Below are 26664 nucleotides of genomic sequence, written 5' to 3' on the forward strand. Positions count from 1 at the left end.
TAGCGGGATAGGGTGCCGGTCTCGCCGGCTGACGCTGCTATGAAATGATGTTTTTGTTACAGCTTGATGACGTCGTGACCGGGGGCACACCAGATGCCCGCACCACAAGGCCTGGCGGGCAACCTGGCCCGGCTGCTGGTGGGGCGAGTGCGGGGGCCGCCATACCCTTGCCGGTGAAGGTCGCTCAACAGCGGCTGCCGGTGGGTCGAGCGCGGAGCCGCCATACCCTTGCCTGCGAAGGTGCCTCAACAGCGGTTGCCGGTGGGGCGAGCGCGGGGCCGCCATACCCTTGCCGGCGGAGGTCCCTCAACAGCGGCTGCCGGTGAATCGAGCGCCGGGGCGCCTTACCCTTTCCGGCGAATGTCCCCCGGCGTCGGCCTGCGGCCGCCCCCTCCTCCTTTACTTCGCCTACAAGGGCAAGGCGCCCCGGCACTCGACCCACCGGCGTTGGCACCGTGACATCCGCTTGTCCATCGCGAACCGCAAGCCGAGCCCCGTCGCGGGCGGTAGGTCCCTGGCAAAGTAAAGGAGGAGGCGGCGGCGCATGCCGACGCCGGGGGACATTTGCATAGGGGCCTGCCGGCCGCGGCGGGGCCCTCAACGCTCGCGATGAAGTTGATCGAAGACCGTGCCCCAGGCGTCCACAAAAAAAAGCGCGGACCTTTCGATCCGCGCCGCTGGTGCCGTCAGGGGGAGAGAGGACCCGACGGCACCGTTGCTCCCGACCGGTGGGTCACGGCCGCTGGCCGTGACGCCTTCGATCAATATTTCAGATTCTGCGACCAGTAGGTCTCGATCTGCTTGACCAGCGCGTCCGGCAGCGGCACGTAGTCCAGCTGCTTGGCCTGGGCGTCGCCGCTCTTGTAGATCCAGCGGAAGAACTCCTGGGTGGCCTTGGCGTTGGCCACGCTCTTGGGCTGCTTGCGGACCAGGATGAAGTTGGTGGCGGTGATCGGCCACGCTTCGGCGCCCGGGGCGTTGGTCATGACCAGGTAGAAGTCCTTGGCGTTGGCCCAGTCGGCGCTGGCGGCAGCGGCGGCGAAGGACTCGTCGCTCGGCAGCACGACCTTGCCCGAGGCGTTCTTCATCGCGGCGTAGGACATCTTGTTCTGCAGGGCATAGGACAGTTCGACGTAGCCGATGCCGCCCTTGATCTGCTTCACGTACGCGGCAACGCCTTCATTGCCCTTGCCGCCAATGCCGACCGGCCACTGGACGGAGGTGCCTTCGCCGACCTTGCTCTTCCACTCCGGGTTGACCTTGGAGAGGTAGTTGACGAAGTTGAAGGTGGTGCCCGAACCGTCCGAGCGGTGCACGACGGTGATCTTGCCGTCGGGCAGCTTCACGCCCGGGTTCAGCGCGGCGATCGCCGGGTCGTTCCAGGTCTTGATCTTGCCCAGGAAGATGTTGCCCAGGGTCGGGCCGTCCAGCTTGAGCGCGCCCGGGGCGATGCCGGCCACGTTGATCACCGGCACCACGCCGCCGATCACCGAGGGGAACTGCGCCAGGCCGGCAGCGGCCAGCTCTTCGGGCTTCAGCGGGGCGTCGGACGAACCGAAGTCAACGGTCGCGGCCTTGATCTGCGCGATGCCACCACCGGAACCGATGGACTGGTAGTTGACCTTCTTGCCGGTCGCGGTGCTGTAGTCGGCCGACCACTTGGACATGACCGGGTAGATGAACGAGGCGCCCGCGCCGGTCACATCGGCGGCATTGGCGGCGAACACGGACGACGCGGCGAGGACGGCAACGGCGGCGCGCGACTTGAAGGCGTGGATCACGGGGTGGCTCCTGGGATGGATGAAAGTGCGGGGTGTCCCGCCCGGTGCTCATTGCATAACGGTTCGATGACAGGGCAGCGACTGTCATATGACGGCGGGATGACACGCGTTCCCGGCGGTTCCAGCCACGCAGGGCGTGGCTCTACGGCAACCGCACCAGCGTGATCACGCGTACACCCGGATGCACCGCGTAGAGCCACGCCCTGCGTGGCTGCCCGTACACCCGGATGCACACCGCGTAGAGCCACGCCCTGCGTGGCTGCACGTACACCCGGATGCAACAAAAAAGGGCGCAGCCCAAGCTGCGCCCTTCCCATTACAACTGTTTTTGACGACTTACCAGAAGAACTGCAGGCGCGCTTCCAGGATGTTCGGGTCGTCGTTGACGAACGTACGGGTCGCCGAGCTGTACTTCTTGCTGTCCACCATCACGTAGTTCAGCGCGAACTTGGTGTTGGAGCGCCAGTAGTAGTTCACGCCCACCGTCCACATATCCATCTTGCCGCCCAGCACGCCGTCCACGATCGGCGGACGACCCGCAACCGGGTTGGCAAGCAGGTTGCCGTCGTCCAGGTTCATCGAGTCATAGCGTGCGCCCAGCTGCCACATCCCACGGCCCGGCTCGTCCGGCAGACCGGTGGTCGGCACGCCGCTCTTGTAGCCCCAGCTCTCGCCGGTGATGTTCCACAGGCCGCTGACATAGAAGCCGTCGCTCTCGTAGTTGTCGTGCGAGTAACGCTTGGCCTTGCTGGTGTAGTACTCGCCCTGTGCCTTGAACGGGCCGCCGATGTACATCGCTTCGGCGCCGATCGTGGTCAGGCGGTCGGTGTCGACCATGTTCCCGCTGTCGACCAGGCGCGCGGTGGCCAGGTCCGCATTCGGACGGGCGCGCACGCGCAGGGTGTCGGCGTCGGTGTCGTAGTCGACGTAGCTCAGGCCGAAGTGCAGGACCTGGCCCTTCTCGTTGATCGGTGCCCAGGTGCCACGCGCGCCGTAGCCGCTGCCGTGGGCCAGGTTGCGGGTCAGCTCGCGGCCGAAGGCGCTGGCGGTGACCGACCAGTTGTTGTCACCGTAGCTGTAGGCGCCACCGAGACGGCGGGCCACCGCGTAGGTGTTGGTGACCGCGGCCTTGGAGATGAAGTCGTTGTTCTTGGTGCTGGACAGCTCTTCCAGGCTGTTGGGCTGCTTGAACTGGCCCAGCTGCACGAAGTGGTTGGCGTTGCCGGCCAGCTTGTACTTGACGTTGGTGTCCAGGAACTTGTCGGCCTTGGCGTCGTAGCCGACCACCCATTCCACGTTGCCCGGGCCCTTGCCCTTGAGGACCAGCTCGGCGCGGCGCAGTTCGAACTCGCTGTCCTTGCCGTTGGCAGCATCGCCACCGTTGAGGTCGGTCACATCGTTGTCGAACCAGTTGCCGTCGGCCTGGACCAGACCCTCGAAGGTGATCTCCGAGCCGCCGATCACGTCGATGGCCACTTCAGCGTGAGCGGCCGGCACGAACAGCGCAGCAGCCACGGCCGCAGTGAGGAGTTGGCGATGCAGTTTCATGGAAAGGAGCCTTGCAGGCAGGTGGGAAGATGCTGCGCAGGCTAATAAGTGAAGATTGCGTAAATATGACAGTTTCGGACAAAGCGTCCCCCGGCCCGGGGCAGGCGGCGGCTGGGGTTGCCAAAAATGCCTGAAACAGATGACTGCCCGGTTGCGCCCAGATGGCAGTCGCGCCGCCCGCTCAGGCGGCGGTTTTCTGCTTGAACCGGCACAGGTCGCGGATCACGCACTGCGGGCAGTCGGGTTTTCGCGCCTTGCACACGTAGCGCCCGTGCAGGATCAGCCAGTGGTGCGCATCCAGCAGGAACTCGGCCGGAATCACCTTCACCAGCAGGTCCTCGACCGCACGCACGTCCTTGCCCGGGGCCAGTCCGGTGCGGTTGGAGACCCGGAAGATGTGGGTGTCCACCGCCATCACCGGTTCGCCGAAGGCGGTGTTGAGCACTACGTTGGCGGTCTTGCGGCCAACACCCGGCAAGGCCTCGAGCGCGGCGCGGTCGCGCGGCACCTCGCCACCATGCTGCTCCACCAGCAGCCTGCACGCGGCAATCACGTTCTTCGCCTTCGCGTTGAACAGCCCGATGGTGGCGATGTAGTGCTTCAGCCCGTCTTCGCCCAAGGCCAGGATCGCCTGCGGCGTGTTGGCGACCGGGAACAGTTTGCGCGTCGCCTTGTTCACGCCCACGTCGGTGGCCTGCGCGGACAGCGCGACGGCGACCAGCAGTTCAAACGGCGTGGTGTAGTCCAGTTCGGTTTTCGGATGTGGATTGAGTTCGCGCAGCCGCGTGAACATTTCCACGACGTCGGCGTTCGGCATGCGCGCGCTGCGCGGGGCGGCTTTTACGGCGGTAGGCATCACGGAAGCTTTCCTGCGGCCTTGGCCTTGGCGCGCGCGAGGATCGCGGCGGCGGCAGGCGGCAGGGCCGGTTTCAATTCGGGTGTGGGCGCCGGTGGGGCACGCCGGGCGTCGCGTTCGGCGGCGCGTCGTGCCAGCCGCTGCGCGCGCTGGCGGTAACGCGCACGCGCGTCCCATGCACGCTGCAGCTGCTGCTGGGCCTGCAGCAGGCGCGCCGGCAGCTCCGGGTGGCCCGGCAACAGCGATGCATCGGCCGGGCCGGGCACGTAGTCCATCAGGCCCGCGGCCAGCGCGCCATCCAGGTCGTCATCGAGCACCAGCAACAGCAGCCGGGCGGGCAGGGGCGTGTCGGTGTGCGTCATGGTTCAGCGGTTCTGGAACACCGGCGGGCGGCGCGCCAGGAACGCCGAGGTGCCTTCGCGCATGTCCTCGGTGGCGAACATCAGGCCGAACTGCGCGCTCTCGTATTCCAGGCCTTCGCCGAGCGCGCATTCGCCGCCGACATGCACCGCATCGAGAATGCCGCGCAGCGCGAGCGGGGCCGAGCGGGCCAGCTGCGCGGCCAGTTCGCCGACGCGCGCATCCAGCTGGTCGGCGGCCACCACCTCGTTGACGATGCCCAGCTGCAGTGCGCGCTGCGCGCTGATCGGCGTGCCCAGCAGACACAGCTCCAGCGTGGCCGCGCGGCCGCACAGGCGCAGCAGCCGCTGGCTGCCGCCGAAGCCGGGAATCAGCCCCAGATTGATCTCGGGCTGGCCCACCTTGGCGGTGTCCGCGGCGACGCGCAGGTGGCAGGCCATGGCCAGTTCCAGGCCGCCGCCGAGGGCAAATCCGTTGATCCTGGCGATGACCGGTTTGCGCAACCGTTCGATGCGGCGCATCAATCCCTGGCCCAGCAGGGAGAAATCGCGACCCTGAACCGGTGTCAGCCCGTTCATTTCGGCGATGTCGGCGCCGGCCACGAAGGCCTTCGGGCCGGCGCCGGTGAGCACCACCACACGCACCTGCGGGTCGGCGTCCGCACCGGCAAAGGCGGCATCCAGGGCTTCCAGCGTGGCCTGGTTGAGGGCATTGAGCTTGTCCGGCCGGTTGACGCTTATCCAGCGGATGGCGCCGTCGTCGATAATGGCAAGGGGGGCGTCGGCCACGGCGTGCTCCTCGGAAACGTTAAAAAAAAGTGATATTGAACTCTGGAAACAAAGACAGGTCATAGCCTGCGTCGTTAGTGGCGGTTCAACGTTGCGGCGGCTATCCTAACCCGTCGCCTCAGGGCGGCCCAACGCGTCCTGAGTTACCACCCCTGGAGAAACGTTTGATGAAGTTGCGTTCTATCGCGGTCGCCGTCGCGGCCCTGGCCCTGACGGGCAATGCCTTCGCCCAGGACACTTCGTCCGAAAAGGGCAAGCTGAGCTATTACTTCGGTTACGACTACGGCAACAACCTGGCCGAGCTCACCGCACGCGGCGAGCAGCTGGACATCAACTCGGTGGTCAAGGGCCTGCAGGATGCCTACGCCAAGAAGCAGCCGTCGATCACCGCCGACCAGTTGAAGCCGGCCGTCGAAGCCTTCCAGAAGCGTGAGCAGGGTCGTGCCCAGGCCGCCAAGGCCGAGTACGAAAAGGCTGCCGCCGAAAACAAGACCAAGAGCACCCAGTTCCTGACCGCCAACAAGGCCAAGGCCGGCGTGCAGGCGCTGCCGAGCGGTGTGCAGTACCGCATCATCGAAGCAGGCAAGGGTGCCAAGCCGACCCAGGCCAGCACCGTGCAGCTGGAAGTCGCTGGTCCGTACCCGTTCGGTACCCGTCCGGCCGAAGCCCGCCCGGCGCAGCAGATTCCGTCGATCAAGGTCAGCGAAGTCGAAATGAAGGCCATGCGCGAAGTACTGCTGCAGATGCCGGCCGGTTCGAAGTGGGAAGTCACCCTGCCGCCGGAACAGGCGTATGGTGCCGACCCGCGCACCCCGTTCCCGCCGAACGTGGCCGTGCAGTTTGAAATCAAGCTGGTCAGCGTCAAATAAGAAAGTGCTGGAACAAACAAACGCGCCGATGGCAACATCGGCGCGTTTTTTGTTTCCGATCGCGTTACTGTTGCCGTGTGCAATCCCTGGAAGAATCCCCGCGTGCCGTGCCGACACCCTGCATTGGAATCTGCGCGCTGGACCGTGCCGGTCTGTGCAGCGGCTGCCTGCGCACGGTGGACGAAATCACCCGCTGGTCAACGATGACCCGACACGAACACGATCATGTGATGCAGCAGGTCCTGCCGCTGCGCGAACAGCTGCGGCAGTCGCTGGGCAGTTCGCTGGCCGGGCACGAACGCCTGCTGCGCGCACTGCATCCGCTGGATGCCCCACCCACCGGCGATGGCTGGAACCACAGTGAACTGGCCGACCTGCTGCCCCCCGGACCTCCGGTGGAGGCGGCGGTGCTGGCCGGGATCATTCCGCGTGCCGGTGGCGCGCAGGTGCTGCTGACCCGGCGCACCGATACGCTGCGCCAGCACGGCGGCCAGGTCGGATTTCCCGGCGGCCGCCAGGAGCCGGATGATCGCGACGCGGTGGCGGCGGCCATTCGCGAGAGCCACGAAGAAATCGCCCTCGCGCACGACCAGGTGCAGGTCCTCGGCTACCTGGACCCGTTCGTGACCATTACCGGTTACCGGGTGATGCCGGTGGTGGCGGTGATCGACCCGGCCTTCGTGGCCGTGCCGCAGCCGGACGAAGTGGCCGAAGTGTTCGAGGTGCCCTTGGCGTACCTGATGGACCCGGCCAACCTGCACCAGGTGGAGATCGACCACCGCGGGCGCATCCGCCACGTGCTGGAATACGGCTGGCCAGGCCAGCGCATCTGGGGCGCCACCGCCGCCATCCTTTACAACCTGCGTCGCCGCCTGGAGCAGCTCGAATGACCACCGCCCCCCCCGATGGCTGGACCACGATCGTCGATGTGGCCACGCTTGCCGCCGCGCTCGAACAGGGGGCGCCGCGCCTGCTGGATGCACGCGCCACCGCCAGCGCCGCACCGCGCCTGCTCGACGCCCGTTTCTCGCTGGGTGATCCGCAGCCCGGTGCACGGGCGTACGCGCAGGGCCATCTGCCGGGCGCGCTGCAGGCCGACCTCAATCGCGACCTGGCCGACATGACCCGGCACGGTCACGGACGCCATCCGCTGCCGGACAGCGACGCCTTCGCGGCGCGCCTGGGGCAGTGGGGCATCGCCCCCGACACGCAGGTGGTGGTGTATGACGCCGGTGACGGCAGCATGGCCGCCGCACGCGCGTGGTGGCTGTTGCGCCTGATCGGTCACACCCGGGTGGCCGTGCTCGATGGGGGCGTCGCGGCCTGGCAGGCGGCGGGGTTGCCGTTGACCACGGAGGTGCCGGAGGTGGCGCCGGCGCCGGCCTATCCCCGGCGTTTCGACACGACGCAGATCGCGTCGGTGGAGGAAATCGCCGCGCGCCTGAAGCATGCGCCGGGCTGGCTGCTGGACGCGCGTGCCGGCGAGCGCTTCCGCGGGGAGGTCGAGCCGTTGGATCCGGTGGCCGGGCATGTGCCTGGGGCCGTCAACCGACCCTTCGGATTGAACGTGGCCGACGGACGCCTGCGCCCGGCGGCAGACCTGCTGGCCGCGCTGCTGCCACTGATCGGCAGGCATGATCCGCAGCAGGTGGTGCTGATGTGCGGCTCGGGCGTGACCGCCTGCCACCTGCTGTTGGCGATGGAAGTGGCCGGTCTGCACGGCGCGCGGATCTATGCCGATTCGTGGAGCGGGTGGGTGAGCGATTCAAGTCGGCCGGTGGCCACCGGCGCGTGATGGAGGCGCGGGATTGCGGCGGGTGATGCGCGGCGCGTTGCGCGGTTGACACGCACGGCGTGTCACTACGACCTGTTACGGGCCCCTCTGGATCCGGATCAAGGCACCAGTGGTTTCAATGGCGTTGCCGCCAACACCCGTGGCCACGGGAACAACGGACCCGGGTCGCGCTTGCGTGGGACGCGGCGTTCCGGGTCATCGGTTGCCACTTCTTCCCTGGTGTCCAGTTGTTCGTGGCCGGCGATGCGCTCCAACCCCGGCAGGGTGTCACACAGATGCTGCAGCAGGTCGATCAGTGCCGCGATCTGGGCGTCGGGGTAGGGCTCGTCCATCGCCTGGTGGCGCGAGTCCAGCCAGTGTGGGTAGCGGCCGGTGTTGACCAGCTCGATGCCGATCGAGCGTGGGTTGCAGCCGCTGACATGGTGGGCCACGCGGTCGGCGGGAACGTACTGGACGATGCTGCCGTCGCGGTCGATGTAGTAATGACCGCTGTTGCCGCTGCCGCTGTCGTACAGCACGCGCTCGCCGTAGCTGCGTGCCATGGCCAGGTCCGGCAGCTCGGTGCAGTGGATCACCACCAGGTCGATGTCTTCCGGCGCGCGCGCCGCCAGCTTCGCCACGTAATGCAGCGGCTGCAGGTCGATGCGGGGAAGGGCACGGTCGGGCATGCGGCGATGCTAGCATTCAGCCATGAACGCTTACATCCATTCCCGCGCGGTGCGTGCATGAGCCGCGGCCACTGCATCCTCTCCCACGGCTTTGAAAGCGGCCCGGACGCCACCAAGGTGACCGCGCTGGCCGAGGTCGCGCAGCGGCTGGGCTGGAGCCACGAACGCCCGGACTACACGGACCTGGACGCCCAGCGCGAGGTCAGCAGCGTCGGCGACGTGCGGGCGCGCCTGCAGCGCCTGATCGAACGTGCCGCCGCGGCTGCCGCACGCGGCCCGGTGGTCCTGGCCGGCTCCAGCCTGGGCGCCTACATCTCCGCCATTGCCTCGCTGCAGGTGCCGGTGCATGGCCTGTTCCTGATGGTCCCACCGACCCGCATGGGGCCCATGCCGGCGCTGGACGCCGCGCCGGTGCCGACGAGCGTGGTCCACGCCTGGCACGACGAACTGATTCCCGCCGCCGACGTCATCGCGTGGGCGCAGGCCCGTTCGGCCCGGCTGCTGCTGGTGGACGACGGCCACCGCCTCAACAACCACGTCGCGGCGTCCGCGCAGGCCTTCGAGACGCTCCTGCAGGCGCTGTAATGCCAGGCCCTGCCTGACTGCCATGGTGGCGCCGGGTGCCCATGTCACAGGCGGTCGGGTCCCCCCGGCGGGGGCGCGGGCATCCCGCGACGGCGCTTTCGGCGACCTCACGTACAATGCGCGGTCCGGCCCCGCGGTCGGGCCGTCTGCCGTGCCCGTGGGCACGCCCCCCTTTTGCTGACCTGCGATACCGATCCCGTGAAATTCTTTGTTTCCTGCGCCAAGGGCCTGGAGTACCTGCTCGCCGATGAACTGCTGGCATTGGGCCTGGACAAGGCCACTGCCACCATTTCCGGCGTGAACGCCGAGGGCGAGCTGCCGCAGGCACTGAAGGTGGTGCTGTGGTCGCGCCTGGCCAGTCGGGTGCTGTGGCCGCTGGCCGAGTTCGAGTGCCCCGACGAGGGCTCGCTGTACCAGGGCGTTTCGTCGATGGCCTGGGAGCAGCACATCCGCCCCGAGCTGACCCTGTCGGTGGACGCCCATGTCTCCGGGACCGAGATCACGCACGCGCGCTTCGCCGCGCAGCGGGTCAAGGACGGCGTGGTCGACAGCCTGCGTTCGCAGGGCATGGAGCGGCCGTCGGTGAACACCGAGTTCCCCGACGTGCGCATCAACCTGTCGCTGCGCAAGGGCCGCGCGACGATCTCGATCGACCTCGGCGGCGGCCCGATGCACCGGCGCGGCTGGCGCATGGCGCAGAACGAGGCGCCGCTGAAGGAGAACCTGGCGGCAGCCGTGCTGATGCGGGCCAACTGGCCCAAGATCCACGCCGAAGGCGGTGGCCTGCTCGACCCGATGTGCGGCAGCGGCACGCTGCTGATCGAAGGCGCGCTGATGGCCGCCGACGTCGCCCCCGGCCTGCAGCGCCACGGGAGCATTCCGCCGAGCCGCTGGCTGGGTTTCGACCGGGATGCATGGAACAGCCTGATGGACGACGCCCGCATCCGCGAGCAGGCGGGGCGCGCCGCGCTCAAGCAGGTCATCCACGGCAGCGATATCGATCCGCATGCGATCCGCGCGGCCAAGGAAAACGCGGAAACCGCCGGCGTGTCCGAGGCGATCTGGTTTGGCGTGCGCGACGTGGCCGACATGCAGGTGCCGCCGCAGGAAACCGGCTGCGTGGTGTGCAACCCGCCTTATGACGAGCGCCTCGCCGCGGACGCGGTGCTGTACCGCCGCCTGGGCGATGCGCTCAAGCGGGCGGTGCCGCAGTGGCGCGCCAGCCTGCTGTGTGGCAGTGCCGAGCTGGCGTTTGCCACGGGCCTGCGCGCCACCAAGAAATACCAGCTGTTCAACGGTGCCATCGAGTGCGCGCTGATCGTCTGCGACCCGATCGCCGTGCCGCAGCGCGAGAACGCCGGGCAGCCGCGCGAGCTCAGCGAAGGCGCGCAGATGGTGGCCAACCGGCTGCGCAAGAACATCAAGAAGTTCAAGAACTGGCGCGCCCGCGAAGGCATCACCTGCTACCGTGTGTACGATGCCGACCTGCCCGAATATGCGGCCGCGATCGACGTCTACGAAGAGGATGCCGGCGCGCGCCGTACATTCCTGCACGTGCAGGAATACGCGGCACCGGCGACCATTCCCGACGTGGACGTACGCCGCCGTCGCAACGAGCTGCTGTCGGCCGCGCGCGAGGTGTTCCAGGTGCCGGCCGAGCAGGTCGCGCTGAAGTCGCGCGAGCGGGGCAAGGGCGGCAGCAAGTACGGTCGCTTCGAACAGCGCGGCGAGTTCGTGCTGGTGCGCGAGAACGACGCGCTGCTGCGGGTGAACCTGTTTGATTATCTCGACACCGGCCTGTTCCTGGACCACCGCCCGCTGCGTTGGCACATGGCGCAGGAAGCGATCGGCAAGCGCTTCCTCAACCTGTTCTGCTACACCGGTGTTGCCAGTGTGCAGGCGGCGGTGGCCGGTGCGGCTTCGACCACCAGCGTGGACCTGTCCGGCACCTATCTGCAGTGGTGCGCCGACAACCTGGCCCTGAACGGCAAGGGCGGCAGCCAGCACCAGTTGATCCAGGCCGATGCATTGGCGTGGCTGGAGGCCGAGCGGCATCGTTTCGACGTGATCTTCTGCGATCCGCCGACGTTCTCCAACTCGGCCCGCGCCGAGGACTTCGACGTCCAGCGCGAACACGTGCGCTTGCTGCGCGCCGCCGTGGCGCGGTTGAGCCCCGAGGGCGTGCTGTACTTCTCCAACAATTTCCGCCGCTTCAAGCTGGACGAAGACGCGATCAAGGAATTTGCCGAGTGCAGGGAGATCTCCGCCGACACCATCGGCGACGATTTCGAGCGCAACCCGCGCATCCACCGTGCGTGGGAAATCAGGCGGTTTACCGCCTGATTGGACGTCCGAGGCGCCAGCGCCAATGCGGAATCCCCGACTGGGTAGGCGTTACCCAGCCGGCTCTACCCCAGCGCAGCCACCACCAGGCCCACCACCGGCAGCGCGCACGCCAGCGGCGCGATCCAGCGCGGCCGCCACGGGTACAGGCCGAAGGCGATCAACATCCCGCTGATCGTCATCGCGCCCAGCCACAACACCGGCCCGGCGGCCCAGCCGTGGTCCCGGACGCACAGCGCGAACGAGAGCGTCAGCAGCGCCCAGCCCAACGCGCGCCACACGCGCATCCGCGTTGCACCCGCATGGGCCTTGCCGTGCAGCTCCAACTGGTGCTTCTCCATCGCGAACGACAGGGCGGCAAAGGCCGAAAAACCCACCGTGATCGCCAACAGCATCATGCGCTGGCCTCCGCTTCCACGCCGACCTTGGCGGCCGCCGCCGCGGCGGCCTGACGCTTCTTCTTCTCCGACGCACTCAGCGCCGGCTGCCAGCGCTGCATGCGCAGGCCGCAATAAGCCAGCATCACACCGAAGGCCAGCATCACCAGATCCACACTGGCCAGCACCCAGTCGCCGTTGCGCAGGGTCACGCCCAGATGCGCATGCGTGGTGAGTGCATTGAGCACCGGAATCAACGCAAACAGCGCGGCGCCCAGGTACAGCTGCCAGGCCCACATCAGCCGCTTGGGCCAGACGAAGGCCGCGAGCAGGGCGGCGCCCCAGGCATAGAAGAACACGTTGGCTTCGGCGTCGGCGCGCTCGGCCAGCTGCAACGGCAGCAGCCGGTTGCCCCAGAAGTAGGCGGCGAAAGCAATCGGCAGGCCGGCCACCGCGCCGATGTTCAGCGCATCGACCAGTCGCAGCCCGAACCCGATGCGGCCCGACTTGGCGTGCTTGGGCCGCTCCTTCACCGCCCACAGCACCACGCCGCTCGCCACCATCAGGCAGCCGATCAGGCCGGACAGGAAGAACAGCGCACGCAGGCCCCAGTCGGCGAAGCGGGCCAGGTGCAGGCCATACATCACGCCGCGGGTCTGGGTGGCGCCGCCGGACAGCGGGCTGGCCTCGATCAGCGCGCCGCTCACCGCGTTGTAGCGCAGCGAGGGGGTATCGACCGACAACCGCTTGCCGTCACGCTGGTAGATGTCGATCACCGCATTGGCCGCGCCCGGGCGGAACACGGTGAAGCCACTGACCTGCGCGCCCTTCCATTCGGCGCGCGCGCTGTCCAGCAGCTGCTGCACCGGCAGCGACGCGGCGCGGCCCTCGGCCGGGCCCTCCACGTCGGCCAGGCGCGCGAACGCTTCGCTGAAGAAGGCGTCTTCGTCCTTGGGGTAGGCCACGTTCACGCCCCACGGCAGGTACATGAACATCAGGGTGACGATGCCGGTGTAGGTGATCATGGCGTGGTAGGGCAGGGCCATCACCGCGCTGACGTTGTGGAAGTCCAGCCAGGAGCGCAGGCCTTTCTCCGGGCGGAAGGTGAAGAAGTCCTTGAAGATTTTCTTGTGGGTGATCACACCGGTGATGATCGCCACCAGCATGAACATCGCGCAGAAACCCACCAGGTAGCGCGCCCACAGCACCGGGATGTAGTGCAGGTCGAAATGCAGGCGGTAGAAGAAATCGCCCCCGCGTGTTTCGCGCGCGGCCACTTCCTCACCGCTGCCCGGGTCCACCGTGGCATCGCCGAACCGGCCACCGCCGCGGCGGCGCTTTTCGCCGTCCACCGGCGGTTTGACCATGGATTCGGGGTTGCGCCAGAACATGCGCATCGCCGGGTTGCGCGGGTCGGGCAGGGTGACGTTCCAGCTTTCGGCCCGCGGCGCCTTGTGCTCCAGGAACGCAAGCGCGCGTGCGGCGGCCACGTTGGCATCCACGCTCACCCGCGGCAGCTCCGGACGCATCCAGCGGCTGATTTCCTCGCGGTAGTAGCTGGCGGTACCGGCCATGAAGATCAGCAGCAGCAGCCAGCCGACCAGCAGCCCGGTCCAGGTGTGCAGCCAGGCCATCGACTGGCGGAATCCGTTCTTCATGCGCGTGCCCCCAGCATGAGCGTGCCCAGCCAGAACACGGCGGTGGGCAGCGCGATGCCGACCCAGGCGCGCAGCGCGGTGCGGGTGGCAAACGCCCACAACGCCGCGCAGGCGCACAGCACGATGGCCACCAGCATGCCGGTCAATACCGCCTGCGCGCGTGCGATCGGCAGGGCGACGGCGAAGAACATCGAACACGTCGCGGCCAGTGCGTAGCCGCCGACGATGGCGGCCAGCGAGCGCGACAGGACGCCCAGCCAGGGACGGGCGAGCGTGTTTCCGAGGCGGTTCAACCAGCGGGCGTCAGGCGTGCGTTCCACGGAATCCTGCAATGTCGGGTCCTGCAATGGGGCGTCCCCGGTCAGCGCCGGGCACGGGTAAAAGGTGGCCATCCGTGGCCCAGCCACCGCGCGTGACGATGGTTTCCCTGGAGAACGTTGCCCGCGCCTCCGGTGTCCGCGCAGCGCTGCGCAACCCAGTGACAGGGCGACAGGTGCGGAAACGGTTCCAAGGGTGCAGGCGGGGCGTGCAACTGATTCGGTAATGATAGGCATTATCATTTGAGAGGGCAAGCAGGATTGATGGCTTCACTGCGATACTCGCGTCATGAACGAAGCAGAGCGTTGCCTGGAGGACGGCGTGGTGCTGCCCGATCGCGCCGGATGCGATCCCGCGGTGCTGGCCGGCGATGAAGCCTGGTGGGGTCAGGTACGGGCGCTGTACGACCTGACCGACGACGTGGTCATGCTCGACAACGGTTACTGGGGCGCCATGGCCGATCCGGTCCTGCGGGCCTACCAGCAGGCGACCGTGACGGTGAACCGGGGCAACGCGTGGTTCGGGCGGCGCACGTTCCCGGCGCTGCTCGAACAGGCCCACGCGCACCTCGCGCAGGTGCTGGGCGTGGCGGTCGACGAGATCGTCCTGACCCGCGGCGCGACCGAGGCGATGCAGCTGCTGATCGGCGGCTATCGGCGGCTCGCCCCGGGCGATGGCGTGCTGTATGCCGACATCGACTACGACAGCATGATCGGCGCGATGCAGTGGTTGCAGCAGCGCCGCGGCGTTGACGTGCAGCGCATCGCCTTGCCCGAGCCCTTCGACCACGATGGCATCGTGGATGCGTACCGCCAGGCCCTGGCGAGGTACCCGCGCACCCGGCTGCTGCTGCTCACCCAGGTCAACCACCGCAACGGCATGCTGCTGCCGGTGGCCGAGATCTGCGCGCTGGCGCGTGCGGCGGGCGTGGACGTGGTCCTCGATGCGGCGCACGGCCTTGGCCAGGTGGAGACGCCACTGCGCGAGCTGGGCGCGGACTTCGTCGGCATCAACCTGCACAAGTGGTTCGGCGCGCCGGTCGGCCTGGGCGCCATGTACGTGCGTCGGGGGCGCGTGCGCGACCTGGACCCGTACATGGGCGAGCCGGATGAGGACGATATCCGCACCCGACTGCATACCGGGACAGTGAACTTCGCCGCCTGCATGGCGCTGCCGGTGGCGCTTGCGCTGCACCAGCGCATCGGCGTGGCCGCCAAGCGCGCGCGCCTGCTGCGCCTGCGCAACCAGTGGCTGGACGCAGTGCGCGACGATGCACGGGTGCAGGTGCTGGCCAGTGCGGACCCGCGGCTCTCCAGCGCCATCGCCGCCTTCCGGCTGCGTGGGCAGCTGGGCATGGACGCCAACATGGCCACCGCCGAACGCATGCTCCAGCAGTCGGGCGTGTTCGTGGTGGCGCGCGAAGGCCTGGCCTCCGGGGCCTGCCTGCGCGTCACCCCGGGCATCTTCAGCACGCCTGCGCAGATGGACGCGCTGGTGCAGGCGGTACGCGCGGTGGCGGGGTAGCGCCGCAGGCGATTGCCGGCGGAGCAGGTGTTCAGCGGTTCGCGCAGGCCTTGGTGATGTCGTTGTTGATGCGTTCCGGTACCGGGCGGCCGAACACCTGGCTGATCTCGCGCCGCGCCCGGAGCTCTTCGCACTGCTCCGGATCGGCCGCACCGTCGATCACCGAGCCGCGTACCGGCGGCTGGCCACGGCCGGCGTCGGCCTGCATGCGGCGGCGCGCCTGGTACAGGTCGCGCTGGGCACGCGTGCGCTCTTCCCAGGTGAGGTTCGGGTCCTTGGTGATGGGCCGGGTCACCCCCGTATCCTGCTCCGGCGGGCACGGCACCGTCTGGTAGATGGTCTGGCCGCCGGCCAGGCATTTGTACACGCGCCCGGCATGGGCATTGCCGGCCAGCGCACACAACGCCAGCATGATGATCGTCCTTCGCATGGATCCCCCCAGCGGGCCACTCCAGCCCTGAATGCGCGGCAGAATACGCGAACCACGTCGCAAAAACACCCGGTCAAACTGTCAACCACCGCGACGGGTCACGAGCGTTGCTGGTGACGCGGCGTCACCAATGCATCCACACCGTCAACGCATGCAGCAGCAAGCCGATCAACCCGCCCACCAGGGTGCCGTTGAAGCGGATGAACTGCAGGTCGCGGCCGACGCTCAGCTCCAGCTGTTCCACCAGGTGGCGCTCGTCCCAGCCCTTCACGGTCTGCGCGATATGCGTGGTCACGCCGTCGCGCAGGCGGCTGGTCAGACGCTCCGCGCCGTCCATCAGGTGCTGGTTGAGCGCCTCGCGCAGCGACGGGTCGTCCTGCAGCGCCTGGCCGATCTTGGCCAGGCTGCGGTGCAGGTAGCCGGCCAGCGCCGAGTCCGGGCTGGACAGGTCGGCGCGCAGGCTGGCGTGGATGCGCGCCCACAGCCCCTGCACGTAGTCCTGCACCGCCGGGTGGTCGATCACCTGCTGTTTGAGCTGGTCGACCTTCCCGGCCAGCGCCGGGTCGCTGCGCAGGCGCTGGATGTACTCGCCCAGCCAGGTTTCGTAGTCACGCCGCAGCGGGTGTTCGGGCTGGGCCAGGATCTGCTGCAGCTCGGCCAGTACCGCATGGGCCATGCGTTCGGCCAGGCTGTCGCCGATCTCGTCGATCGGCTTGACCCAGTTCACCGTGCTGGCCAGCTTGGGCCATTCGCGCTGGATGTAACGCACGATCAGTTCGGAGGCGCGCTGCTTGACCGCCTCGTTGTCCAGCCACTGGCTGATCCGGGTCAGTCCTTCATCGAGCACGCGCTGGTGGCGGTTGTCGGCGGTGAGCAGCCCCAGCAGCTCGCCGGCGGTGGCGGCGGCATTCCACTGGCGCAGCTGTTCCACCACGAACGCCTGGATGCTGCGCCGGACCGCCGCCTCGTCGAGGAAGTCCAGGGCCTGCAGCGCCCAGCCGCGCGCCATGTCGGCGAGCATCTGTGACCGCGCTGGATCGGCCAGCCAGCTGCCCAGCCGGCTGGCCGGGTCGAACACCTGCAACCGCGCCAGCAACGCCTGCGGTTCCAGGAACTGGTCGCGCACGAACACCGCCAGGCTGTCGGCGATGCGGTCCTTGCTGTGCGGGATGATCGCGGTGTGCGGAATCGGCAGGCCCAGGGGACGGCGGAACAGCGCCACCACCGCGAACCAGTCTGCCAATGCACCGACCGCGGCGGCCTCGCAGAATGCCGACACCCACGCCCAGATGCCACGCTCGCCGTACAGGTGGCTGACGACGAAGCCGGCCAGCATGGCGAGCAGCATCGCCAGGGCGATGGCCTTGAGGCGGCGCAGCTGGGCGCGGCGTGGGTCTGCAGGTGGCGATGCATTCATGCCGCAAGTCTACCCAGCACCAAATGACGACGTAGTGCCGGCCGCTGGCCGGCTCTGCAAGGATGCCGGGATTGTCTGGAGCCGGCCAGCGGCCGGCACTACGGGATGCCGGGATTGCTTGGAGCCGGCCAGCGGCCGGCACTACGGATGCCGGGATTGTCTGGAGCCGGCCAGCGGCCGGCACTACGCGATGCCGGGATCGTCTGGAGCCGGCCAGCGGCCGGCACTACGCGATGCCGGGATCGTCTGGAGCCGGCCAGCGGCCGGCACTACCGGATGCCGGGGTCGTCTGGAGCCGGGCAGCGGCCGGCACTACCGGGGCTGTTCCGCCGATACGTTCGCGCGCAGCGCGGCCAGCTGTCTGCGCAGGGCGTCGTTTTCCAGGGTCAGCGCGATCACCCGCTGGCGCAGCTCGGCCGGGCCTTCGCCCAGCGCGTTCAGCGCATCGGCGATCTCGACTTCGCGACCGGCTTCGATCTCCAGTTCGCCATCGGGGCTGTGCAGCACGTCCTGCACCGGCTTGCGCGGCTTGCGCTTGGCCTCGCGGACGCGCTTGGCGGCCTGCTTCAGCTCGTCCTTGCCGGCCACGGCGGCCGCGCGCTGTTCGTCTTCCGGCAATGCGGCCACCGCGGCGGCCGCGCTGATCGAAATCACGCCGCTCCTGACCGCCTCCACCAGCTCGGGCGCGGCCTGGGTGTGGATGCGTTCGATCATCGTCACCTGGCTGCTGCTCAGCCGCGCCTCGCGCGCCATGTCGGCGCGGCTGACCTTCGGTGCCGGCGCCCACGGCGGGCTGTCTTCATCGCCTTCCGGGGTGGCATCGGCGATCTCGCCGTCGCTTTCCTGCTGCAGCCTGGCCTGGTCGGCGCGGTGGCGCTCGGCCAGGATGTCGCGCTTGCGCAGCGCCAGCACGCCGCGCTGGAAGTCCGACACGCTGCGCCGGCCCAGGTGTTGTTCGATCATCCACAGGTGCACGTCGTCCATCGACTGGAAGCGGGTGTTCTGCACGGTCTGGAAGGGCAGGTCGTGCTTCTGGCAGATGCCGTAGCGGTTGTGCCCGTCCACCAGCACGTCGTTCCACAGCACCAGCGCGTCGCGGCAGCCCTCGGCCAGGATGCTGCGCTCCAGCGCGTCATGTTCGTCGGCGGTGAGCGGATCGATGTAAGCCTTGAGTTCTTCTTTGACGACGATGTCCATGCAATCCGAGGCGAGCGGGTAATGACCGCCCATTGTACCCGTCGCGTCGGGGCGACTCTGCCCGGCACCGCTCAGCCCGTTGCGCGGATCATCTCGCCCAGCACGTCCACGATCCGGTCGATCTGGTCCCTGTCGATGATCAGCGGCGGCGACAGGGCGATCACATCGCCCGTGCAGCGCACCAGCAGCTCGCCGTCGCGGAAGCAGCGCTCGAACACCTCGTAGCCGCGGTTGCCGGGCGCGTCCTTGCGCGGGGCCAGTTCGACCGCGCCGATCAACCCGAAGGTGCGGATGTCCACCACGTTCGGCAGCCCGCGCAGGCTGTGCAGCCGTGCCTGCCAGTACTCGCCCAGCTCGATGGCGCGGTCGAACAGGCCTTCGGCGGCGTAGGTATCCAGCGCCGCCAGTGCGGCCGCACAGGCCAGCGGGTGGCCCGAATAGGTGTAACCGTGGAACAGCTCGATGGCGCCGGGCGGCCCCTGCATGTAGGCGGCGTGGATCGCGTCGGAGACCATCACCGCGCCCATCGGCACCGCGCCGTTGGTCAGGCCCTTGGCCAGGGTCAGCAGGTCGGGCGTGACCCCGAAGCGCTGTGCGGCGAACGCGTTGCCGACCCGGCCGAAACCGGTGATCACCTCGTCGAACACCAGCAGGATGCCGTGCTGGTCACAGATCTCGCGCAGGCGCTGCAGGTAGCCCGGAGCCGGCAGGATCACCCCGGCCGACCCGGCGATGGGTTCGACGAAGACCGCCGCGATGGTGGAGGCATCGTGCAGCGCGATCAGGCGTTCCAGGTCCTCGGCCAGCTCGGCGCCGTGGCGGGGCAGGCCGGGGCTGAACGCATTGCGTGACAGGTCCAGCGTGTGGCGCAGGAAATCACTGCCGGCCAGCAACGGTCCGAAGCCCTTGCGGTTGTTGGGCAGCCCGCCGATCGACAGACCGCCGAAGCCGACACCGTGGTAGGCCTTCTCACGACCGATGAAGCGGGTGCGCTGACCCTCGCCACGCAGCCGGTGGTAGCCCAGCACGATCTTCATCGCCGTATCCACCGCCTCCGAACCGGAATTGGTGAAGAACGCATGGTTCAGCGGCCCGGGCGCCAGCGCGGCCAGCCGCTGCGCCAGCACGAACGGCAGCGGCGAGCCCATCTGGAAGGGCGGCGCGAAATCCAGCGTGGCGGCCTGCGCTTGGATGGCCTGCACGATGCGCGGCCGCGCATGACCGGCATTGCAGCACCACAGGCCGGCGGCCCCGTCGAGGATGGGGCGGTCGTCAACGTCGTGGTAGTACATGCCCTCGGCCCGCACCAGCAGGCGCGGCGCCGCCTTGAACTGGCGGTTGGCGGTGAACGGCATCCAGTACGCATCCAGTGCCGCCGGCACCTGTTGGGACAGCGACGACGGCGAGAGTTCGGTGCGCGGCATGGTGTTGATCCCGTTGGCCTGGATGAGCTCGACTCTACTGTGGGATGCGTTGCCTTGCCGTGCAACGCCGGGTCCGGCCAACGGCCGGGTCTGCCGCGGATTGCGCTCCGCATGGCCAGGGCCACCCAACGTTGCGTGTGCAACCATCGTGCCGTGCGGTGGTGCGCCCGTGGCAGAATCGGGCAGCTGCTCCTTCTGCCTGTGAACGATGTCGACTCCTGCCGCTGCACCCGCCGCCAACGCTCCACGCCGCATCCTGCTGGCCAGCCTGATCGGCACCACCATCGAGTTCTTCGACTTCTACATCTACGCCACGGCGGCGGTGCTGGTGTTTCCGCACCTGTTCTTTCCCGACAGCAGCGACGGCGCGGCCTTGCTGCAATCGCTGGCGACCTTCGCGGTGGCCTTCATCGCGCGTCCGGTCGGGTCGGCAGTGTTTGGCCACTACGGCGACCGCATCGGGCGCAAGGCCACGCTGGTGGCGGCGCTGCTGACCATGGGCGTGTCCACGGTGGCGATCGGCCTGCTGCCCACGCACGCCAGCATCGGCCTGGTGGCGCCGGCGCTGCTGGCGCTGTGCCGGTTCGGGCAGGGCCTGGGGCTGGGCGGCGAATGGGGCGGAGCGGTGCTGCTGGCGACGGAAAACGCGCCGCCCGGCAAGCGTGCCTGGTACGGCATGTTCCCGCAGCTGGGTGCACCCCTGGGGTTCCTGTTGTCGGCCGGCATCTTCCTGCTGCTCGGGCGCGCGATGAGCGATGCCGACTTCCTGCAGTGGGGCTGGCGCGTGCCGTTCCTGGCCAGCTCGCTGCTGGTGGCGGTGGGCCTGTGGGTGCGCCTGAACATCCATGAGACCCCGCAGTTCCGCGCCGCGCTGGCGCGCAACGAGCGGGTGCGGCTGCCCATGTGGACCGTGATCCGCCATCACTCCCGCAGCCTGGTGCTGGGTACGCTCGGTGCCTTCGCCACGTTCGTGCTGTTCTACCTGATGACCGTGTTCACCCTGGGCTACGGCACCACCGTGCTCCACTACACCCGTGAGCAGTTCCTGCTGATGCAGATGGTCGGCATCCTGTTCTTCGCCGCCGGCATTCCGCTGTCGGCGCGTTACGGCGACCGCTGGGGAACCCGGCGCACGATGATCGTGGCCAGCGGCCTGATCCTCGGTTTCGGCGTGGTGTTCGCCCCGCTGTTCCAGGCGGGCAGCCCGTGGATGGTGCTGGGCTTCCTGTCCTTGGGGCTGTTCCTCATGGGCTTGACGTACGGGCCCTGCGGCACCTTCCTGGCCGAGATCTACCCGGTGCAGGTGCGCTACACCGGCGCCTCGCTGTCGTTCAACCTGGCCGGCATCCTCGGTGCCGCACCGGCCCCGTACGTAGCGACGTGGCTGGCCGAGCGCTTCGGGCTGGTCGCAGTGGGCTACTACTTGTGCCTGACTGCCGTAGTGACCATCCTGGCATTGCTGGCGATGGGTCGGCCGGTCCGGGTCAGTGGAAGAACCGCTTGAGCGTACGGCCCAGCCAGCCACCCTGCTGGTGGTCGCGCGCGAACTGGTTGAGGTGCTGCTTGACCGACTCGGCGTAGGCCTTGTCGTCGCCACGGATGTGGTTGAACAGCCAGCGCGAGAGCATCGTGCGCAGCTCGTCGGTCACGTCTTCGCCGGCCTGGAAGCGCAGCCGGTACTCGGCCACCCGCTTGACGAAAATCTCGTGCACGCGCTTGTGCGCGGCGCAGAACGGATAGCCGGCTTCCTCCATCAGCTCTTCTTCGAAGGCGAAGTGCGACATGGTGTAGTCCACCAGTTCGTCGATCACCTCGGCCACCGCCACCTTGTGCAGGCTGGTCTGCGCCACGTGCAGGTGGTTGAGCATCTCGACGATCCGCATGTGCTGGTGGTCAATGACGTCGATGCCGATGTTCAGGTCGTCCTGCCAGACCAGAAGTGCCATGTCGTGTTTCCTGCGCTGTTCAACAGGAAACGACTCTAGGCAGGGCGGGGCGGCCCTGCGTTGATCTGGATCAAGGCGCCAGCGCGGGTTCCCGGGCGGCGGTGGCCACCCGCGTGCTGCATACCCGGTTGCGGCCGGCGGCCTTGGCCAGGTACAGCTGGCGGTCGGCCTCGGAAATCAGCCGGTGCAGCGAGTCGTGCTGCGGGCGCAGGCAGCACAGGCCGATGCTCACCGTCATGCGCAGCGTGGTGTGGCCCAGGTCCACTTCAAGCGCGGCGATGCGCTGGCGCAGGATCTCGAAGTAGCCCACCGCCTCGTCTTCTTCCAGCCCCGGCACCAGCAGGCAGAACTCTTCGCCACCGAAGCGTGCGATCAGGTCCTGGTCGCGCGCGTGGTCGGCCACTGCGGCGGCCACCGCGCGCAGCGCGTCGTCACCGGCTTCATGCCCGTGGGTGTCGTTGATGTGCTTGAAGTGGTCGATGTCGATCATCGCCACGGCGACCTGCTCGCCCTCCAGCTGCAGCTTGGGCAGTTGGCGCTGGCTGTGTTCCAGGAAGAACCGGCGGTTGGGCAGGCCGGTGAGGAAGTCACGCGTGGCCAGGTCCTGCAGCGTGCCGATCAGCTCCAGCTGGTCCACGTTCTGCGAGACGCGGCAGAAGAACTCCTCGCGCGAGAACGGCTTGCGCAGGAAGTCATTGGCGCCGTTCTTGAGGAAGCGCGGAATCAGCGACGGGTCGGTGTTGCCCGAAATGCCGATCACCGCCACCTTGTCGCGCGAGCGCAGGGTCCGCAGCCGGCGGGTGAATTCCACGCCCTCCATGCCGGGCATTTCCTGGTCGACCACCGCCAGCCGGATCGCCGGGTGTGCCTCGATCGCCTTCAGTCCCTCGGCGCCGTCGGCGGCTTCGTAGACGTCATGCCCGTACATGCGCAGCAGCGAGGCGGCGTACATCCGCGCGGACATCGAATCATCCACCACCAGCGCCGCGATACGGCGGTTGCGGTCCAGTCGCTGCACCAGCCACACCAGGTAGTCGATGCTGCCGGGCGTGTTCTTCAGTACGTAGTCGATGATCTGCTGCTGCAGCACGCGCTTGCGCAGGTCTTCGTCATAGACCCCGCTGACCACGACGGTACGCAGCCCGCGCGACAGGAAATATTCCACCACCTTGTCGCGGTCGCCGTCGGCCAGCACCAGCCCGGTCAGCACCAGGAACCAGCCTTCCTCCTCATCCAGCAGGCGCCCGGCCTCGGCCAGGGAGGTGGCCACGGACACCGGCAGCTCAAGCCGCTGTTCGATGGCTTCCTTGAGCATGCTGGTGAACGTGCGCGAGTTCTCCACCAGCAGGATCCGCTGGGGGAGGGAGTCAGCGGGTTCGCTGTCGAAGGCGCCCTGAAACAGTGCCGGCATGTCGCGTACGCTCGATTTCCGAGAGGGTCGGAAGGAATATCGGCGTCTTCACACGCGACTTTAGGGTCAATGTGCGGATCTGTGATCCGCGACCCCCGTCCGAGGCGCACCACGCGTTGATCGACCCATATCCAAATGGGCCCTCAACAACGCGTAATGACACGCCATGCGTGTCAACCGCGCGCAGTGCGGCACAAGCCGCCGAAGCCGGGCGCCATCTGCACCCGGCCCATGCATCCGGCGTTGACCGCGGGCCGAAGCCGCCTACAAGTTCCTCGACGTGCCCAGCCTGCAGCCTCAGGCGGCGAACTGGCGGTCCCAGCGAGCTTCGTACTCGGCGCTGTCCATTGGCCTGGCTGAGACGAGATCCAACCCCCATTGGGCATCGAAATGACGCGCCCGGCAGAGCTCGTGAAGAAGGATTCGCAGTACTCAAGTGCGCTGCGAGCCTCATCAAGGAGGGGTACTCTTCCCTTCGGCAACGGGAGATCACCCAGTTTGAACATGTCGACGAAGTCAGCCAGTTGTTTGCGAACCTCGTCTTTGCTCTTGCATTCAACGAGCTTACCAATGAGTGCATCCCCAGCGGCAGTGCCAGCCCAATCACTCAAGGATGTGCCCAAGTTGTTAGGTTGGCTCCCAGCGTATGTCGCATTGCTCAGCAGCCTCGCGCAAACGATGCCAGCGAGTGCCTGCGCTCGGACCCGCATGGTGTCGATCAGTGCGTGACCATGTCACTGGGCGTTGGAAGCGGTAAGCGGGCGTACCAAGACTGTAGGCAGGGCTTGGCGGCTGAAGCACAGCGCGTCGTCTATCTGGATGCCTTCGAGGCTGTGCTGGAGGCTGGCAAGGCCCGGGGTATTCCCGTGCGGATGGGGCGCTGAGGTGCAAGACGACCTGTTCGCATTAACTGGGCTCACGACGATGCTGAAGTTCTCGTGGTTCGGCGCGCCAGTGTGGTCAAGTCCCTTGCTCGTGACCTTCACGAATCGATCATCTCATTCGTCCTGACTCCAGCCGGTCAATCCGAAGGAAGAATCAATCGCAACCTCAATTGAATGAGAGCTCGGGCACGTACAAGCTTGTTTCCGGTCACTACGATTCCTCTGTGCCCGCAACTCTGGTCCGCAACGCATGGACAACCTCTACAAGGAAGTGACCCCACTACTCACGTTCCTGCTGCCAGGCTTCCTTTCCGCATGGATGTTCTATGGACTTACGTCACATCCCAAGCCAGGACAGTTTGAAAGAACCATTGAAGCATTGGTTTTCACATTTGTCGTACAAGGCCTTATCGAACTGATCCAGCTGTTGCTGGAAGTCGTTGGAAGAACCTTTGCGATCGGAGCGTGGACGGCCCCCAGCCAGGTGGTGTGGTCGGTGATTGTCGCAATACTGTTGGGATCGACCGTAGCGGCAGCGGTGAACAAGGACGTGTTCCACACTTGGCTGCGAAGGAAGGGATTAACGTCGCGCAGTTCGCATCCCAGCGAATGGTTCTGCGTTCTGGCTTCCCATTCTTCGGACGTCATTCTTCATCTCAAGGATGGCAGGCGGCTGACAGGTTGGCCCAAGGAATGGCCTGTCGATCCATGCATGGGGCAGTTCTATCTTCAGGACCCGGCGTGGATACTCGAGGACGGCCCCCCGCTCGTGCTTGCTGCCCTCGATGGCATAATCATTCGCGCAGAGGATGTTCGATGGGTCGAACTGTTACCCGCTAAAGGAGGCGACGATGGCATTTCTCCGTAAAGGCTCAAATCCGCCACTTCCGGCTGGCCGGCGCCCTGATCCTGCGACCCCGGGTGCGCCACCGCGCATCAAACGCCCTCAGCTCCCCCCCAATCCGCCGCCTGCACCCAAGCGGCCGTAGTGCCACGCCCTGCGTGGCAACCTCGGCTCACCCCACCACATCCCGCAACTTGTACCAGGACATCGCCGCCACCAGCAGTGGCATGCGCAGCAGCTTCCCGCCGGGGAAGCGCCCATGCGGAATGCGTTCGAATACATCCAGCCGTTCGTTCTGCCCGGCAATGGCCTCGGCGATGATCGCGCCGGCCAGCCCGGTGGCCGCCACGCCATGGCCCGAGAATCCCTGCGCGAAGTACACGTTCGGGGTGAGCCGGCCCCAGTGCGGGGCGCGGTTGCGGGTGATGTCCACGTAACCGCCCCAGACCTGGTCCATGCGCACGTCGGCCAGCTGCGGGAAGACCTGGTGCATGCGCCGCGTCATCACCCCGCGCAGCCCGGGGGGCGGCAACGCGGAGTAGCTGGCGCGCCCGCCGAACAGCAGCCGGTGGTCGGCGCTGAGCTTGAAGTAGTCCAGCGCCCAGCTCACATCGGCCACCGCCATGTCGTTGCGGATCAGCGAGCGTGCGCGCGCCTCGCCCAGCACCTCGCTGGCGCCGATGTAGGTGCCCACCGGCATGATCCGGCTCTCCAGCTCCGGCGCGATGCCCTGCAGCCAGGCGTTGCCCGCGATCACCACCTGCCCGGCGCTGACCGTCCCCTGTGCGGTGCGCAGCTGCGGCCGGGTGCCGCGGACCAGTTCGACCACCGGGCTTGCTTCATGGATGAGCACGCCCAGGCCCTCGGCGGCCCGCGCCAGGCCCTGCGCATACGCGAGCGGGTGCAGGTGGCCACTGGCCGCATCGAACATCGCGCCTCGATAGCGCGGGCTGTCCAACTGCGTGCGCAGCGCGACCTGGTCCCACCACTGCAGCGGGTAGTCGTAGCGTTCGGCGAGCGTCAGCAGCCCCTGGCGCAGTGTTTTTTCCTGGCGCAGGCTGATCGGCACGCTGGCATGGCCGTCGCGCCAATCGCAGTCGATGGCGTAGTGCTGCAGGCGGTGACGCAGCAGGGCCATGCCGTCGCGCGAGAAGTCGAACAGCCGTCGTGCATCGGCATGGCCGACCAGCCGTTCCAGCGTATCCACCTCGCAGCCGTAACCGACAATGGCTTGCCCCCCGTTGCGCCCGGATGCGCCCCAACCGACGCGGTGCGCCTCCAGGATCGTCACCCGGTAGCCACGCTCGGCCAGCGACAGCGCCGCCGAGAGGCCGGTATAGCCCGCCCCCAGCACGCACACGTCGGTGGCATGGTCGCCGCGCAGCGGGGTACGCAGTGCGGAGACCGGTACGCTGTCGGCATACCAGCTCGGTGCGTGTGCCTGGCCGGGGAGGGTCATGGTCGGCACGCAGCAGCAGGGGAGCGAACGGCAGTCATGGGTACAGCATGCCAGCAACCGGCGCCCGACAGGCGTGACGGCAGCGCACGGTTGCGCGGTGTCAGCGGGCAGGCGTAACGTGCAGCCAGGCCATTCGGGCACGACGCAGGTGCGTCGCACCCGGTTCAATCACGGCATTTTCC

24 protein-coding genes are annotated in these 26664 nt (G+C 67.6%); 8 read left to right on the forward strand and 16 right to left on the reverse strand.

The annotated features are described in order from the left end of the window. Positions 1-761: 761 nt before the first annotated feature. From pstS to AC3ITN_RS06805, 5 genes are all read right to left on the reverse strand, one after another. Positions 762-1781, reverse strand: coding sequence for a phosphate ABC transporter substrate-binding protein PstS (pstS, locus tag AC3ITN_RS06785; protein ID WP_489392440.1), 1020 nt, complete (start codon positions 1779-1781; stop codon positions 762-764). 336 nt (positions 1782-2117) lie between these two features. Beyond that, positions 2118-3329 carry an OprO/OprP family phosphate-selective porin gene (locus tag AC3ITN_RS06790; protein ID WP_489392441.1) on the reverse strand — a complete coding sequence of 404 codons (1212 nt, stop codon included), beginning with the start codon at positions 3327-3329 and terminating at the stop codon, positions 2118-2120. 181 nt (positions 3330-3510) lie between these two features. Next, entirely contained in the window at positions 3511-4185 is a 675-nt protein-coding gene (gene nth, locus AC3ITN_RS06795; RefSeq protein WP_489392442.1) for an endonuclease III, read from the reverse strand. After that, positions 4185-4547, reverse strand: a complete 363-nt coding sequence (locus AC3ITN_RS06800; RefSeq protein WP_489392443.1) for a hypothetical protein — start codon at positions 4545-4547, stop codon at positions 4185-4187. The genes nth and AC3ITN_RS06800 overlap by 1 nt, the downstream gene beginning before the upstream one ends. 3 nt (positions 4548-4550) lie before the next feature. Then, positions 4551-5333, reverse strand: a complete 783-nt coding sequence (locus AC3ITN_RS06805; protein WP_489392444.1) for an enoyl-CoA hydratase/isomerase family protein — start codon at positions 5331-5333, stop codon at positions 4551-4553. A 167-nt stretch (positions 5334-5500) separates the two neighbouring features. On the opposite strand from AC3ITN_RS06805, the gene AC3ITN_RS06810 reads away from it, so the two are divergent. From AC3ITN_RS06810 to AC3ITN_RS06820, 3 genes are all read left to right on the forward strand, one after another. Continuing rightward, positions 5501-6202 carry an FKBP-type peptidyl-prolyl cis-trans isomerase gene (locus AC3ITN_RS06810; protein ID WP_489392445.1) on the forward strand — a complete coding sequence of 234 codons (702 nt, stop codon included), beginning with the start codon at positions 5501-5503 and terminating at the stop codon, positions 6200-6202. 86 nt (positions 6203-6288) lie between these two features. Then, complete coding sequence (locus AC3ITN_RS06815; protein ID WP_313348336.1) at positions 6289-7092, forward strand: CoA pyrophosphatase; 804 nt, start codon at positions 6289-6291, stop codon at positions 7090-7092. Then, a complete protein-coding gene (locus AC3ITN_RS06820) occupies positions 7089-7997 on the forward strand; it encodes a sulfurtransferase (protein ID WP_489392446.1) in 909 nt (302 codons plus the stop codon). The genes AC3ITN_RS06815 and AC3ITN_RS06820 overlap by 4 nt, the downstream gene beginning before the upstream one ends. 98 nt (positions 7998-8095) lie before the next feature. Here the strand turns inward: AC3ITN_RS06820 and AC3ITN_RS06825 are convergent, their stop codons facing one another. After that, the gene (locus tag AC3ITN_RS06825; protein WP_489392447.1) at positions 8096-8665 is read right to left on the reverse strand and encodes an N-acetylmuramoyl-L-alanine amidase; all 570 of its coding nucleotides are present in this window, start codon (positions 8663-8665) and stop codon (positions 8096-8098) included. Positions 8666-8722: 57 nt separating this feature from the next. On the opposite strand from AC3ITN_RS06825, the gene AC3ITN_RS06830 reads away from it, so the two are divergent. Beyond that, entirely contained in the window at positions 8723-9250 is a 528-nt protein-coding gene (locus AC3ITN_RS06830) for an alpha/beta hydrolase (RefSeq protein WP_489392448.1), read from the forward strand. Between the two features lie 198 nt (positions 9251-9448). Beyond that, entirely contained in the window at positions 9449-11593 is a 2145-nt protein-coding gene (gene rlmKL / locus AC3ITN_RS06835; RefSeq protein ID WP_489392449.1) for a bifunctional 23S rRNA (guanine(2069)-N(7))-methyltransferase RlmK/23S rRNA (guanine(2445)-N(2))-methyltransferase RlmL, read from the forward strand. Positions 11594-11658: 65 nt separating this feature from the next. On the opposite strand, the gene AC3ITN_RS06840 is transcribed toward rlmKL, so the two are convergent. From AC3ITN_RS06840 to AC3ITN_RS06850, 3 genes are read right to left on the reverse strand one after another with little or no spacing between them, the layout of a single operon-like run. After that, a complete protein-coding gene (locus AC3ITN_RS06840; protein ID WP_489392450.1) occupies positions 11659-11991 on the reverse strand; it encodes a DUF3325 domain-containing protein in 333 nt (110 codons plus the stop codon). Next, positions 11988-13628, reverse strand: a complete 1641-nt coding sequence (locus tag AC3ITN_RS06845; RefSeq protein WP_489392451.1) for a PepSY-associated TM helix domain-containing protein — start codon at positions 13626-13628, stop codon at positions 11988-11990. Before AC3ITN_RS06845 ends, AC3ITN_RS06840 begins: the two co-directional genes overlap by 4 nt. After that, positions 13625-13948 carry a DUF3649 domain-containing protein gene (locus tag AC3ITN_RS06850; protein WP_489392452.1) on the reverse strand — a complete coding sequence of 108 codons (324 nt, stop codon included), beginning with the start codon at positions 13946-13948 and terminating at the stop codon, positions 13625-13627. The genes AC3ITN_RS06845 and AC3ITN_RS06850 overlap by 4 nt, the downstream gene beginning before the upstream one ends. Before the next feature lie 286 nt (positions 13949-14234). Here AC3ITN_RS06850 and AC3ITN_RS06855 point away from each other — a divergent pair, with 286 nt between their 5' ends. After that, on the forward strand, positions 14235-15470 hold the full coding sequence (locus AC3ITN_RS06855; RefSeq protein WP_489392453.1) for an aminotransferase class V-fold PLP-dependent enzyme: 1236 nt from the start codon (positions 14235-14237) through the stop codon (positions 15468-15470). A 31-nt stretch (positions 15471-15501) separates the two neighbouring features. Here AC3ITN_RS06855 and AC3ITN_RS06860 read toward each other — a convergent pair whose 3' ends face one another. The 4 genes from AC3ITN_RS06860 to aptA form a co-directional block, all read right to left on the reverse strand. Continuing rightward, on the reverse strand, positions 15502-15900 hold the full coding sequence (locus AC3ITN_RS06860) for a DUF4124 domain-containing protein (RefSeq protein ID WP_313348309.1): 399 nt from the start codon (positions 15898-15900) through the stop codon (positions 15502-15504). A gap of 124 nt (positions 15901-16024) precedes the next feature. Further along, entirely contained in the window at positions 16025-17317 is a 1293-nt protein-coding gene (locus AC3ITN_RS06865) for a DUF445 domain-containing protein (RefSeq protein ID WP_313348307.1), read from the reverse strand. Positions 17318-17629: 312 nt separating this feature from the next. After that, positions 17630-18514, reverse strand: coding sequence for a ParB N-terminal domain-containing protein (locus tag AC3ITN_RS06870; protein WP_489392454.1), 885 nt, complete (start codon positions 18512-18514; stop codon positions 17630-17632). Positions 18515-18585: 71 nt separating this feature from the next. Next, positions 18586-19938, reverse strand: a complete 1353-nt coding sequence (gene aptA / locus AC3ITN_RS06875) for an omega-aminotransferase AptA (protein WP_489392455.1) — start codon at positions 19936-19938, stop codon at positions 18586-18588. Positions 19939-20146: 208 nt separating this feature from the next. Between aptA and AC3ITN_RS06880 the strand changes: the two genes are divergently transcribed. Next, on the forward strand, positions 20147-21442 hold the full coding sequence (locus tag AC3ITN_RS06880) for an MFS transporter (RefSeq protein WP_313348302.1): 1296 nt from the start codon (positions 20147-20149) through the stop codon (positions 21440-21442). On the opposite strand, the gene AC3ITN_RS06885 is transcribed toward AC3ITN_RS06880, so the two are convergent. Together AC3ITN_RS06885 and AC3ITN_RS06890 are read right to left on the reverse strand one after the other, a co-directional pair. Next, complete coding sequence (locus AC3ITN_RS06885; protein WP_489392456.1) at positions 21423-21884, reverse strand: bacteriohemerythrin; 462 nt, start codon at positions 21882-21884, stop codon at positions 21423-21425. The genes AC3ITN_RS06880 and AC3ITN_RS06885 overlap by 20 nt on opposite strands. 70 nt (positions 21885-21954) lie before the next feature. Then, positions 21955-23295 (reverse strand): GGDEF domain-containing response regulator, encoded by a 1341-nt coding sequence (locus AC3ITN_RS06890; RefSeq protein ID WP_313348298.1) that lies wholly within the window; start codon positions 23293-23295, stop codon positions 21955-21957. 1134 nt (positions 23296-24429) lie between these two features. Between AC3ITN_RS06890 and AC3ITN_RS06895 the strand changes: the two genes are divergently transcribed. Beyond that, entirely contained in the window at positions 24430-25047 is a 618-nt protein-coding gene (locus AC3ITN_RS06895; protein WP_489392457.1) for a DUF6338 family protein, read from the forward strand. Positions 25048-25195: 148 nt separating this feature from the next. Here AC3ITN_RS06895 and AC3ITN_RS06900 read toward each other — a convergent pair whose 3' ends face one another. Continuing rightward, positions 25196-26482: an NAD(P)/FAD-dependent oxidoreductase gene (locus tag AC3ITN_RS06900; RefSeq protein WP_489392458.1), complete on the reverse strand. Its 1287-nt coding sequence runs from the start codon at positions 26480-26482 to the stop codon at positions 25196-25198. Between the last annotated feature and the right edge of the window lie 182 nt (positions 26483-26664).

Source organism: Stenotrophomonas sp. KH_036_B (assembly GCF_057839485.1).

Coding starts and splice junctions, on each gene's coding strand:
- AC3ITN_RS06790 (WP_489392441.1), bottom strand. CDS start 3,329: ATGAAACTGCATCGCCAACTCCTCACTGCGGCCGTGGCTGCTGCGCTG.
- nth (WP_489392442.1), bottom strand. CDS start 4,185: ATGCCTACCGCCGTAAAAGCCGCCCCGCGCAGCGCGCGCATGCCGAAC.
- AC3ITN_RS06800 (WP_489392443.1), bottom strand. CDS start 4,547: ATGACGCACACCGACACGCCCCTGCCCGCCCGGCTGCTGTTGCTGGTG.
- AC3ITN_RS06810 (WP_489392445.1), top strand. CDS start 5,501: ATGAAGTTGCGTTCTATCGCGGTCGCCGTCGCGGCCCTGGCCCTGACG.
- AC3ITN_RS06820 (WP_489392446.1), top strand. CDS start 7,089: ATGACCACCGCCCCCCCCGATGGCTGGACCACGATCGTCGATGTGGCC.
- AC3ITN_RS06825 (WP_489392447.1), bottom strand. CDS start 8,665: ATGCCCGACCGTGCCCTTCCCCGCATCGACCTGCAGCCGCTGCATTAC.
- AC3ITN_RS06830 (WP_489392448.1), top strand. CDS start 8,723: ATGAGCCGCGGCCACTGCATCCTCTCCCACGGCTTTGAAAGCGGCCCG.
- AC3ITN_RS06840 (WP_489392450.1), bottom strand. CDS start 11,991: ATGATGCTGTTGGCGATCACGGTGGGTTTTTCGGCCTTTGCCGCCCTG.
- AC3ITN_RS06845 (WP_489392451.1), bottom strand. CDS start 13,628: ATGAAGAACGGATTCCGCCAGTCGATGGCCTGGCTGCACACCTGGACC.
- AC3ITN_RS06855 (WP_489392453.1), top strand. CDS start 14,235: ATGAACGAAGCAGAGCGTTGCCTGGAGGACGGCGTGGTGCTGCCCGAT.
- AC3ITN_RS06860 (WP_313348309.1), bottom strand. CDS start 15,900: ATGCGAAGGACGATCATCATGCTGGCGTTGTGTGCGCTGGCCGGCAAT.
- AC3ITN_RS06865 (WP_313348307.1), bottom strand. CDS start 17,317: ATGAATGCATCGCCACCTGCAGACCCACGCCGCGCCCAGCTGCGCCGC.
- AC3ITN_RS06870 (WP_489392454.1), bottom strand. CDS start 18,514: ATGGACATCGTCGTCAAAGAAGAACTCAAGGCTTACATCGATCCGCTC.
- aptA (WP_489392455.1), bottom strand. CDS start 19,938: ATGCCGCGCACCGAACTCTCGCCGTCGTCGCTGTCCCAACAGGTGCCG.
- AC3ITN_RS06880 (WP_313348302.1), top strand. CDS start 20,147: ATGTCGACTCCTGCCGCTGCACCCGCCGCCAACGCTCCACGCCGCATC.
- AC3ITN_RS06885 (WP_489392456.1), bottom strand. CDS start 21,884: ATGGCACTTCTGGTCTGGCAGGACGACCTGAACATCGGCATCGACGTC.
- AC3ITN_RS06890 (WP_313348298.1), bottom strand. CDS start 23,295: ATGCCGGCACTGTTTCAGGGCGCCTTCGACAGCGAACCCGCTGACTCC.
- AC3ITN_RS06895 (WP_489392457.1), top strand. CDS start 24,430: ATGGACAACCTCTACAAGGAAGTGACCCCACTACTCACGTTCCTGCTG.
- AC3ITN_RS06900 (WP_489392458.1), bottom strand. CDS start 26,482: ATGACCCTCCCCGGCCAGGCACACGCACCGAGCTGGTATGCCGACAGC.